The sequence below is a fragment of the uncultured Ellagibacter sp. genome (assembly GCF_934617235.1).
In the GTDB taxonomy this organism is placed as follows: Bacteria; Actinomycetota; Coriobacteriia; order Coriobacteriales; family Eggerthellaceae; genus Ellagibacter.
The window spans coordinates 22,714-34,170 of record NZ_CAKTTZ010000027.1 but is presented as its reverse complement, the minus strand read 5'-3'; the positions used below and the strand labels follow the sequence as shown (position 1 = coordinate 34,170).

11 protein-coding genes are annotated in these 11,457 nt (G+C 60.7%); 5 read left to right on the top strand and 6 right to left on the bottom strand.

Annotated features, from left to right (window positions below; all coding sequences use genetic code 11):
- Positions 1-377: 377 nt before the first annotated feature.
- On the bottom strand, positions 378-2,279 hold the full coding sequence (locus Q0G85_RS06570; RefSeq protein ID WP_297155952.1) for a LuxR C-terminal-related transcriptional regulator: 1,902 nt from the start codon (positions 2,277-2,279) through the stop codon (positions 378-380).
- A 255-nt stretch (positions 2,280-2,534) separates the two neighbouring features.
- On the opposite strand from Q0G85_RS06570, the gene Q0G85_RS06565 reads away from it, so the two are divergent.
- The 5 genes from Q0G85_RS06565 (at position 2,535) to Q0G85_RS06545 (ending at position 8,015) form a co-directional block, all read left to right on the top strand.
- Positions 2,535-3,317, top strand: a complete 783-nt coding sequence (locus Q0G85_RS06565; RefSeq protein ID WP_297155950.1) for a twin-arginine translocation signal domain-containing protein — start codon at positions 2,535-2,537, stop codon at positions 3,315-3,317.
- Positions 3,318-3,491: 174 nt separating this feature from the next.
- Complete coding sequence (locus Q0G85_RS06560) at positions 3,492-5,639, top strand: molybdopterin dinucleotide binding domain-containing protein (protein WP_367116874.1); 2,148 nt, start codon at positions 3,492-3,494, stop codon at positions 5,637-5,639.
- A gap of 14 nt (positions 5,640-5,653) precedes the next feature.
- Positions 5,654-6,271, top strand: a complete 618-nt coding sequence (locus tag Q0G85_RS06555) for a 4Fe-4S dicluster domain-containing protein (RefSeq protein WP_297155948.1) — start codon at positions 5,654-5,656, stop codon at positions 6,269-6,271.
- A 6-nt stretch (positions 6,272-6,277) separates the two neighbouring features.
- On the top strand, positions 6,278-7,153 hold the full coding sequence (gene nrfD / locus Q0G85_RS06550) for an NrfD/PsrC family molybdoenzyme membrane anchor subunit (RefSeq protein ID WP_297155946.1): 876 nt from the start codon (positions 6,278-6,280) through the stop codon (positions 7,151-7,153).
- Between the two features lie 193 nt (positions 7,154-7,346).
- Complete coding sequence (locus Q0G85_RS06545; RefSeq protein ID WP_297155944.1) at positions 7,347-8,015, top strand: molecular chaperone TorD family protein; 669 nt, start codon at positions 7,347-7,349, stop codon at positions 8,013-8,015.
- A 222-nt stretch (positions 8,016-8,237) separates the two neighbouring features.
- On the opposite strand, the gene rplT is transcribed toward Q0G85_RS06545, so the two are convergent.
- From rplT to Q0G85_RS06520, 5 genes are all read right to left on the bottom strand, one after another.
- On the bottom strand, positions 8,238-8,591 hold the full coding sequence (gene rplT, locus Q0G85_RS06540) for a 50S ribosomal protein L20 (RefSeq protein ID WP_297155942.1): 354 nt from the start codon (positions 8,589-8,591) through the stop codon (positions 8,238-8,240).
- A 31-nt stretch (positions 8,592-8,622) separates the two neighbouring features.
- Positions 8,623-8,820: a 50S ribosomal protein L35 gene (gene rpmI, locus Q0G85_RS06535; RefSeq protein WP_296062044.1), complete on the bottom strand. Its 198-nt coding sequence runs from the start codon at positions 8,818-8,820 to the stop codon at positions 8,623-8,625.
- Positions 8,820-9,395 (bottom strand): translation initiation factor IF-3, encoded by a 576-nt coding sequence (infC, locus tag Q0G85_RS06530; RefSeq protein WP_297155939.1) that lies wholly within the window; start codon positions 9,393-9,395, stop codon positions 8,820-8,822. The genes rpmI and infC overlap by 1 nt, the downstream gene beginning before the upstream one ends.
- Before the next feature lie 207 nt (positions 9,396-9,602).
- The gene (locus Q0G85_RS06525) at positions 9,603-10,916 is read right to left on the bottom strand and encodes a histone-lysine N-methyltransferase (protein ID WP_297155937.1); all 1,314 of its coding nucleotides are present in this window, start codon (positions 10,914-10,916) and stop codon (positions 9,603-9,605) included.
- A 39-nt stretch (positions 10,917-10,955) separates the two neighbouring features.
- Positions 10,956-11,414 (bottom strand): hypothetical protein, encoded by a 459-nt coding sequence (locus Q0G85_RS06520; protein ID WP_297155936.1) that lies wholly within the window; start codon positions 11,412-11,414, stop codon positions 10,956-10,958.
- Positions 11,415-11,457: the final 43 nt, after the last annotated feature.

Genomic DNA, 11,457 nt, shown 5'->3' with positions numbered 1-11,457 from the left:
CCCCATGATAGGGGGAGCCTGCTTTTCGGGAGGGCCGCCGATGGGACACCCATGTCAACGGTGGTTTAACATAGAGGTCCGAGACAAGCATGCGGGGGCGAAATACCCGTAAGACATGGACGCCTCCAGGGAACAAATGAGCGGCACCGAAGAAGCGCGGCGGATGGTCAGCGAGCCCGAAAGCCGCAAGGCAGAGTGGGGCGGGTGGCCGCAAGGCTCGAAAGTCGTGAAACGAGCGCGGGGGGCGGTCTGCGCTAGTGACGCCTCGTCGAGCACGGCGGGTACCTGCTATCTCGACGCTTCGGCGAGCATGGCGGGCTGGTATGCGGAAGACGCCTCGACAAGCGCAGCGGCGGGGCAAATTCCTCGACTTCGGGCTAATCGAGATGCACGAAATCCATGAATTCCTGCTGAGAGTGTACACCGCATTTGGAATAGATGTTACGCGCGTGCGCATGCACGGTATTGAGCGAGATCACAAGCTCATCGCGAATGAACGGGCGGCTGCGTCCCGCCAAAAGCAGCGCGGCGATCTGTGTCTCGCGCTCGGTAAGCCCGTAGCGCGACTGAAGCTCCCCTGCCGTTTTCTCGAAAATAGAGGCAAGCTCCTCGCCTGTGGAGAGCGGCGCATCGAGCCCTGGCGCAAAGCCAGAAGAAATGCCGAATGCAAAGCTTGAAGCGATGCCAGACGAAAAAGCGAAAGGCACGGCGCCCGATGACGCGACGACATACTCCACGCCTGCGCCTGTGACGTTCGCACCTGACGCAACGCCGCCCCTCGCGCCAGCGCCGACAGAACCCGAAGTCATCGAGACGTCGCCCTCCGCTCCGTCCGCGATACCAGTCGCGCCAACGCCCATGGCGCTCACACCAGCTACGCCAACCCCAGCGCCAGCCACACTTGCACTCGCCCCCGCGCCACCCTCGGCGACCCTCGCACTCGCCACGTCAGCAGCACCTACCCCAGCGCCAGCCACACTCACACCTGCCCCAGCGCCATCCACAGCACCAGAGCACGGGCTCGCGCACGTCATGCAAGCCGCCGACGGAAGAGGCATGGCGAACTCCGCGTCGGTGAACCGGCGCACGGCATCGCTCAAGAACAGCCAACGCGGGTTGAAGCCGACGAGCATGGCAACAAGCGCGACCGCCCCCGTTGCGATCAGCGTCAAGTTCGCAAGCGCGGGCGCGCCAGCGTCGAAAAGCGGCAGCGAAAGGGTGAGCGCGAGGGCAATGCCCAAGCCTTCCGCAGCAAACAAGCCACCGAAAAGGACGAACGACGACACACCGATTCGCCTCACATACTTCGGAGCCACGACCCACACGCACATCTGAACGCCGAACATAGCGATGAAGTTGACCGCGTACGCAACGCTGTGCTGCTCGGGGATGCCCAAATCAATGAGAAGAAGGCCGCAGCCGATGATCATCAGCGGCACCGACCAGCGATAGAGGAAGGTGAAGTTCAAGAAGCGCGTCTGCCGCATACACGTGAGGAATGCCACGACGGCGAGCACCGCCGCGATGGAGAACGGCACAAGGTAGTGCATGAAGCGGCCGCCGTACGTCATCGGCGAAGACGCCACGCGGAACAGCGCAATCTGGAGCCAAATGAGAAAATACAGCACGAACAGGGAGCCCAGATGGGAAAACTGCTTGCGCAACCCGGTGTGCGCGAGCTTGCCAGCCGCCTCGCCGTCGGCAGACACATTTCGACCGCACCGCGGGCGGAACACGATCCACGTGGACACGACGGGCAACACAGCGTCGACCACCATGAACAGCGGGCCTTTCACCGCCAAAAGCACGAAGTACACGACAAACGAAATCACAAACGACAGCGGCACGGTCGATTCGATGTGCTCCTCGTCGCAGTAGCTGAAACGAGACCCCCACAAAATGCCAAGCAGGGCAAGCCCCGCGCCGCAGCACAGACCGCCCACCACGGTGAGCGTCACATACCACGAGATGTCGAGATGGCTCACCCAGATGAGAACGGACCCGATACACGCGCAACCAGCGCCGAGCGCGCCGATCATGCGCTGCGCCACATTCCCGCGCCCCTTCTCGCGCAACAGCGCGTACACGATGACGACAGCGATCGCGGCAACGGCCTCGCCGATCCCGGAATACACCCATGAACGCTCGATGCTGCACAGCTGGATAACCACAGGGACGAGCCCACACGAGAAAAGCGAGCAATAAACCCAAGCGAGATAGCACCCCAACCCGACGCTTCGTCGGAGCTGAAGCGGCAGCGCCTTAAGTGAGAACGCCATGCCAACCTCCTCCCGCTCTTTCCCCCAACAGGAAAAGTGTAGCGCACCTTTTGCCCATCTAGCCGATAAACCTGTAAGTGATAACATGACCAACCCCGTTTTCCTGGGGAAACGCGAAATATAGTCACAATGTGGTTAGACCCGAAAACGGGGCTTTGGGGTTGATATACCCAACCTCTTACGATGACGACTCGACCTCTTTCTTGCGAGACTAAGCCTCAAGGTTCCACGATTTTTTCGAGAAGGAGGGGAATTATGGAATCGACCAAAATGAGTCGAAGGAGCTTCCTTGCCGCCATGGGGGCCGCGGGCGCTTTGAGCGTCGCGGGCGTCGGCATCTCCGGGCAAAGCCACAAGGCGCTTGCTGCAGACGCCGACTTCGCAGCGCTGGCAACGGGCCACGGCCAGCCGCTGGAAGCTTCGGTCGACCCGAAAACCGGAGACGTCAACGTGAACGAAGACGTCATCGTCCGCTACAGCGCCTGTCTTGGGTGCTACAGCTCGTGCGGCAACCGTTTGAAGCTTTCCCGGGACGGCGGCACGCTTTACTCGGTTGGCGGGAACCCGTACAACCCGAGCTGCGCGAACCCGTACCTGCCCTTCGAGGCTCCGCTCGAGGACGCGTATCGCTCCATGAGCTACGCGAACGGCTACGGCAACTCCACGCGCGGCACGTCATGCGGACGCGGCCAGGCGACGCAGGACGGCTACGGGCAGCCCGACCGCATCACCATGCCGCTCAAGCGCGCGGGTGCTCGCGGCGAGGGCAAGTGGAAGCCCATCGGCTGGGATCAGCTCATCAAGGAAGTCACGGAAGGCGGCAAGCTGTTCGCCGAAATCGGGGAAGACCAAGAAATCGAAGGCTTCCTCTCCATCCATGACACCGAGACGCCGCTCAATCCCGACGAGCCGACGCTCGGACCAAAATCCAACCAATTCGTCCTTCTGGGCGGACGCGGTGACGGCCGCACCACCTTCGGCGGACGCTTCGCGAACTGCTTCGGGTCGGTCAACCAATTTGGCCACGCCTCCACTTGAGGCGGCTCCGCAAGTGCGAGTTCGTACTTTCACACTGGGTCCCGTTCCCTTCGCCCCGACGCATTAGACGCCGAATACATTCTGTGGTTGGGCACCGCGCCTGGGACTAACGGCAAGAGCTTCCAGGAAATTGCACGTGACGTTTTAATCAACCTGCAAGAGCATGGCGCGAAGATGGACGTCTTCGACCCCGTGCTCGGCAATGGCTGCTGCACGCCGGGCGCCAAGGGCATCACCTGGCACCCCATCAAGACTGCCACGAACGGCCAGTTGGCCCTCGGCATGACCCGCTGGATCATCGAGAACAAGGCCTACAACGCCGACTATCTGGGATTTACCAATTACAAGGCTGCCGTCGCCGGCGGATTCGCCTCCTACACGGGCGCGACCTTCCTCGTCATCGACGATGAATCCTCCGCGAACAACGGCAAGTTCATGACCGCAGCGGACGCAGGGCTCACCGAGCCCGAGGCCGATCCCGCCGCAAAGACCAAGCCGACCTACTACGTGGTGATAGACGCCGAGAAGAACGAGGCGGCTCTCAACACTGACGCCGAGCGCGGTCTTATCGATTTCGAAGGCGAAGTGAACGGCATCAAGGTCCGCTCCTCGTTCCTCTACCTCAAGGACAGCGCATTCTCGAACACCATGGACGAGTACGCCGAAATCTGCGGCGTGCCGCGCGAAACGATCGAAGATGTTGCGCGCGAGTTCACCTCCCACGGCGTGAAGGCCGCGACGACGGGCCTCGGCTCGACCGCTGCCTCCAACGGCGTGTCCTCCATGGCCGCCTACACCTTCTTAAACGCGCTCATCGGTTCGAACCAGATGCTCGGCGGCATGGTTGCCCGCCGCATCGGAGCCGCCACCACCGCCGACGGCAAGCGCTACAAGCTTTCTACCATCGCAGGCAAGCCGGCGCTCGCCGACGGGAAGACCTGCCAGAATATCGGCCGCACGAAGCGCATCTGGAAAAAGACCGACGAGTACAAAAACCGCGTTGCCGCAGGCGAAACCGACCCGAAGCCGCTGCTTCCCTGGTTCAGCCACACCGGTGTCTCAGACAACCAGGCGCTCATCTCGGCGCTGTGCAAGTACCCCTACCAGGCGAAGATCGTCATGTCCTGGATGACCAACACCCTCCAGGCGACCTCCGGCCTTCTGCGCGACTCCGTGCTCGAGCGCATGAAGGACACCTCTATCATACCGCTGCACATCGCTTGCGACGTCGTCATCGGCGAGCACGCGCAGTACGCCGACTACATCGTGCCCGACACGAACCCCTTCGAGAGCTTCGGCGTGGTCACCAACGAGGGCTTCTTCAAGAGCAAGGGCAACTCCGTCCGCTGGCCTGCGAAGACTCCTGAGACCATCGAAATCTCGGGCGGTCGACATGCAAGCTTCGAGGCGTTCTGCTGCGACGTTGCCAAGGTGTGCGACATGCCCGGCTTCGGCGATGATGCCATGACCGACGTCGACGGCAAGACCTGGCCGCTCAACGACGCGTGCGATTTCTTCCTGAAGGCCGTTGCCAACCTCACCTACGACACCACCCCCGTCGACGATGTCGCCTCCGAGGACATGAAGCTACAGGCGCTCGACAACCTTCCCAAGGCATGGAGGAACGCCGTGAGCGAAGAGGAATGGCCGAAGGTCTTGAACGTGCTCTCGCGCGGCGGCCGCTTCTGGCCTATGGAAGACGGCATCGGCAAGAACGGAGCCATCAAGTACGCCACCGATAACCTGACGCAGTTCTACAGCAACCGCAAGGCGAACGACGCGAACCCCTACACCGGGGAAAAGCTCTCGGGCACGCTCACCAACGACCCCGAGCGCTTCGCCGACAACTCCACGCTCGAGGATCATTACTCACGCGAGGAATACCCGTTCCGCTCGACGAACTACAAACCGCGCTTCCGGTCGATCTCCTTCTTGGCAAACAGCCCGATCATGCGCGATTTGTGCGACCACAACTACCTCGAGCTCAACCGCGACGACGCGAAGGCGCTCGGCATCAAAGATGGCGACACCATCAAGATCACGAACCCCTCGGGCGACGTGATGGAAGGCGAGGCCATGGTTCGCGCCGGCATTGCCAAAGGAACCTTCGGCGTGGCATATGGCTACGGACATCGCGCCTATGGTGCGCAGGACGTCGCCATCGAAGGCGAGCAAACCCGCAAGGGCGACCCGGCCATCGGTGCGGGCATCCATCTGCAGACGATGCTCGACCCGACGATCAGCGAGATCTATCCCCTGGCAGACCCCGAGGGAACCTCTCCTGGACGCTCGGGCGGCATGTACAAAATCGAGAAAGCCTAAAGGAGGGATAAACGATGAGTGAGAAAAAACTTGGTATGCTGATCGATCTGTCCCTCTGCGTGGGATGCAATGCCTGCGCTGTGGTGTGCAAGCAGGAAAACGAGGTGCCGACCGGCTGCTTCAACACCTGGATCGAGAGCTTCGACGTGGACGATAACGGCCAGGTCAGGCGCGCAAACATCCCGAAGCTGTGCAACCACTGCGAGGATGCTCCCTGCGTGAAAGTGTGCCCGACCCAGGCAAGCCATCGCACCGAAGACGGCACGATCGTCGTCGACCCCGAGCGCTGCATCGGATGCAAGTACTGCATGGCGGCGTGCCCCTACCAGGTGCGCTACCAGCTGCCTTCGGGCGAAGTGGAGAAGTGCACCTTCTGCGAGCATCGCACCAGCAAGGGCATGCTCCCCGCCTGCGTGGGAACATGCATCACGCACGCTCGCATGTTCGGCGACCTGAACGATCCTGAGAGCGACATCTCGAAGAAGCTTGCCGCGAGCAAGACCGAGACGCTCTATCCCGACCTGGGACTTTCACCCCATGTCTACTACATTGGGCTCGACGATACGCTCGCAATGCCCGTTGCCTCTGCAGTCCACAAGGGCGGCAACGTCTTGCGGCACTACGAGGGGTGATACGTCATGGTATGGAATTGGATGATTGCACTGTATCTGTTCTTGGCAGGTATGGGCGCCGGCGCATTTGTGCTCTCCGGCATCGCGGGCATGGCGAAGAAACCCTGCCCGAAAATCAAGACGATCGGCTTTATCGCAGGTCCGGTCTGCGTGGCAGTGGGCACCCTGCTTCTCGTCGTCGACGCGCATGCGGGACTGATGAACCCGTTGAGATTCTTCTACCTCGTTAGCAACCTGGGGTCGGTCATGGCCTGGGGCGTCATCATCTTGGCGGCGTTCATCGTGGTGGCAGCGATCGATGCGATCATCATGATCGTGAAGAAGTCGACGCCTCGCGTGCTCGACGTCATCGGCATGATCTTGGCCGCGTGCGTCGCCGCTTACACCGGCGTGCTTTTGGGTGACGCGGCCGTCGCGTTCCCCCTGTGGCATCCTCTTATCCTGCCGGTCCTGTTCCTGGTATCGGCAGCCTCGACCGGGTTCGCGCTTGTCCTGGTCATCGCGCATGGGAAAGCCCATGACGAGATTGCCAACATCGGCTTTACCGTGAAATCCGGCATGATTCTGCCGGTGCTGGAAGCGCTCCTTGTGATCGCGCTTCTCGGCACGGTGGCAATCACAGGCGGCTCCGCTGCGGCAGCGGCAAAAGCCTCGGTTGCGAACCTGCTTACCGGCAGCTACGCCCTGGCATTCTGGGTCCTATTCGTCATCGTCGGGCTCGTCTTCCCGTTCGTGCAGGCGCTCCACAAGTCGATGCAGGAGAAGAAGTCGCTCCTGCAGCAGCCCGGGCTTACCATTGCAGGTGAAGTTGGGGTTCTGGTCGGGGGCTTCATGTTGCGCTACCTGATCGTCATGGCGGCAATTCCCGTTGCCCTGGGATAGTTCGCCCACCCTCCGCCGCGGGGCTCTTCTGAGCCCCGCGGTTCGGGTCTTCCATCCCAGCATGGACTAATTGCTAAAGGAAGGTTCCTTCCCGATTCCCCTTCCCCTATCCTAAGCGGTGCACACTGACCACGTGCACCGCTACCTCGAAAGCGACGACCCACGCGCAAGCGTTCCACAGAAAGGCTGCCTCATGAGCATCGATACCCAGAACCTCGCCACGGTAAGCCAAACTTCGCGCGGCATGAGCGTCATCTACGAAGCCATTGCAGAAGCCCTGCTCAACATACCCGACACCACTGTCGTCGACGACGTAAAGCGCGTCGCAGCAGCTATGGGGGACGAACGTTTCGCAGACGTTACGCCCTCATCGGATTTGGAGCAGCGCTTCTACAATCGCTTCTTCGTCTCGTCGAGCGTCTACCATATTGCCTGGACGGAAAGCGCCATCTGGAATTCCGGCATCGTCGATGGCCGCATCGAGTACGCAAGCCCCGTCCCCTCGCGAAAAGCGCACGTCGCTGCCTGTTACGAGGACGCCGGCTTCGACTACCGCAGGCTTTCAGGTTACGAGATCGCGGTATCCACGCTCTCCCCCGACGCATTCGCGAGCGAGATGGCGTTTATGGCCTATCTCCACGATGGCGGCGCCCGCGCCGCAGAGGCGGAAGATCCTGCGACCGCTCAAGCGAACCTCCACCTGGCCAAGCAGTTTCTCGAGCAGCACCCCTCCCGTTGGGCATCGCGGCTCGCAGAGATGGCTGCCCTCACTGGGGATGATTTCTACACGCGCGTCTTGTCTTTCGCCACCGAGATCATCGCACTCGACCTCGAGCAGCTTAACGTAATCGAAGCACGCTAAGACGACGGGGCACGCGAGATGCCATCAAGCCTTGCAGGTCAGTGGGACAACACGGGCAAGGCGCTTCTCGAAAGGCAACACGCACGAGGCACGACTGCAGAGCGCGATCCCCGAGGCAAAACGCCCGCCAGCACTAAGCCGCACTCCCTTCCCCTAAAAACAAAGAAGCCGAGGGAATCCCTCGGCTTCTCAGTGATTGCAACGTAAACGTGCAGGCGTGGCTTACAGGGCCTTCTTGGCAACCTCGACCACAGCAGCGAAAGCGGCGGGGTCGTTCACAGCCATGTCGGCGAGCACCTTACGGTCGAGCTCGACGCCAGCCTTCTTGAGGCCGTTCATGAACACGGAGTAGGAAAGGCCGTTGATGCGGGCAGCCGCGTTGATGCGGGTAATCCAGAGACGACGGATGTTACGCTTCTTGTTGCGGCGATCGCGGTACATATACTGCAGCGAGTGCTGGACTTGCTGCTTCGCTGCACGATAGGAACGGGACTTTGCGCCGTAGTAGCCCTTTGCACGGCTGAGAACGGTGCGGCGCTTTTTGCGGGCGTGGATAGAACGCTTGATGCGTGCCATAGTGTTATCTCCTTAAAGAACTGAAAACGAACTAGCGAATGCCGAGGTTGCGACCGACGACCTTGGAGTCTGCCTTGGAAAGCTCGGTCTCGTTGCGGAAGTTGCGCTTGCGCTTCTGGCTCTTCTTGGTGAGGATGTGGCTCTTGAAAGCCTTCGCACGCATGATCTTGCCGGAACCGGTGACGCGGAAACGCTTGGCGGTACCGCGGTGGGTTTTCATCTTAGGCATTATTCGTCCTTTCCTTCTACTTTCTTATCGGTTTCCTTTTTCTTCTTCGCCGCACCGGGCAAAGGAGCAATAAGCATGTGCATGTTGCGCCCTTCCATCTTGGGCTGGTTCTCGACGACCGCAACGTCTTTGAGGTCGTCAGCCAAACGCTCGAGAATGGAAAGTCCCTGTTCGGGGTGAGCCATCTCGCGACCGCGGAACATGATGGTGATCTTCACCTTGTTTCCCGCGCCCAAGAAGCGAAGTACGTGCTTCTTCTTGGTGGTGTAGTCGCCCACGTCGATCTTCGGGCGGAACTTCATCTCCTTGGTCTCGATCTTGCTCTGGTTCTTGCGAGCCTGCTTTGCCTTGATGGCCTGGTCGTACTTGAACTTTCCATAGTCCATGATGCGGCAGACCGGCGGCTCGGCGTTCGGGGCGATCTCGACTAAGTCGAGATTCTGGTCATCCGCGACACGTTGAGCTTGCGCCACCGTGTAGATTCCCAGCTGCGCTCCGTCAAAGCCGATCAGACGGCATTCACGTGCAGTGATCTCGTCATTGAGCCGTGGCTCCTGAGCAGCTATCGCGCTCACCTTCCTTCCTCTTGCGCTTGTGCGCAACAAAAAACCCGCAGGCACGGCCGCGGGTTTCGCAATTCAAGGGTGTGCATGAAGCACGTTATTGAAGCGACCCATCAGCAGCCGAAGCGCCGAAACAGGTGGAGAACTGACGTCCTCGCTTGAATACAGCCGTTACAGTATAGAGCCCTCGCGCGGCAAACGCAAGGGCTCATTTCTTATTTATGCATTGATGTACACATAAATGATGCGAATCGTATCGGCGAGATTGCCCGACGCGTTCGCCACCGAGTAATCGTAGGAAAGCACCGCCGACCACGTATGGGAGACGCCGTTAATGTCAACGTCACCTGTGAACGGGCAATACTCCTTCACCAACGTGGTTCCATCCGACGCGTAGGTGGAGTACTCCGTCTTGTTGGAGGGAAGCGAGACCGTGCCCACAGGAACAGAAATGCCCGCCTCCTGCAGCGTCTTTTCTATGATCGACTCGTTTTTCACGGCGTCCGAGAACGAAAGCGTTCCGTAGCCAAGCGACGCCGTGCCTGCGGAATAGCCTGCCTGAATGACTTCCCCGTCCTCGTCAAGCCCCAGATACAGCGTCGGCGTACCCGTGCGCGTGTCGGCGGGCTCGTCGGTCAGCGCCACGCGAACGTCGGTTTTGATGGGGTTGCCCTCCTCGTTCACCTCGCTCGATACGGTGACCTGAGCGCCGCGACCAACCTTGGCGAGCGCCTCGTCCTGCGTGCATCCCAAAAGCTCGGTCAAATTCGGCGCGCTCGTCTTCTTCACGGTCGATGTCGCATCGTTGCCTTCGCTTCCCGCCTGCAGCGAGTTCGTATCCTGGTTCGACTGCTGCTGCTGGGTCTGCTGGTAGGCAGCCGTCTGCGCAGTCTGGAACAGGCGGACGGCGAAGTAGCCGCCAGCGGCAAGCAAAAGCACAAGCAACACCACAACCACGATGAGAATGCGGCGCATGCGGCGAGATTTACGCAGGTAAGAAGGGATTTCCTCCTTCTGATCGGCAGGGGTGTGACGCCCGCGCGAAACAGGCGAGGCGGCAACGGGGTCGGGGTCGAACGCCGAGGGCTCAACCACGGGCTCGAGGCTTTCGAGCGCATCAGGGTATTCGTCGGCGTCATCGCCCTTGTAGCTGAAGCCGCCCGCATGAGCCCCTTGGGAAGCGGCATGTCGGCGGGGTTGCGTAGCAGCCTCCTCGTCGAAGGATTCACCCTCGTCGAACGACGCCTCGGTAGCCGCGTGCTCGGCATGGACAGCCTCGGGCTTATCGTCTTCGCTTCCAATCGGAGCGAAGCGATCCGTCCGCCCCGGGCGGTCGTCGGCGAAGGCATCCTCGTCAAACGCCACTTCGCCTTCCTCGTCGGGGTAGGCGTGAGGCGAATCATCAAACCAATCGCCATCGCCGACGGGCGCGAACGCCTGGGTAAGCCCGATGTCGTTCGAGCGATCTTCCTCGCCCTTGCGCATCGGTTGATCGTCTCTGCCTTCTGTTGCTTTTCCAGTATGTTTCGGCATTGCGATACCTTTCAATCTCTTCGCAGGTCACAGGCCCTTCTAGCCCATGAACGCCACGTAATACACGATGAATGCGGCGATGCCCAAAAGCGCCACCGCGATAATGCCCTTCTGCATGCCGGACATCTTGGTGCTCTCGAGGTCCTCGAGCGTCGTTTCCTCGTAGCCCTGGCGGGCAGGGGCGGATGCCTTGCGGGCGGGCTTTTCGGCTTGCTTGCCGGCAGGCTTTGCCGCACAGGCGGAAACATACTCGTCATCAGGGGCAGCAGCTCGTTCGGGGGCGACGAAAGCAGCGGAAGCAGACGCCCTGTCGGGCTGTTCGGCTTGCGCGGCTAAGCCTTCCCCACCTTCGGCAACTGCCTTGCCTCGCGCAGGTTCCGTCGCGAAATCGCCTTCCCCATAGGTGCGGGAACGAGGGGCGCCCGCTTCGATCACAACATCGTCCTCATCGTCGGACACAACGCTGATATGCGAGAATTTCCGGGCGTCTTCAGTCACGATTTCATCCTTTCCGTGGTCTTCGCACGATTATAGATGATTG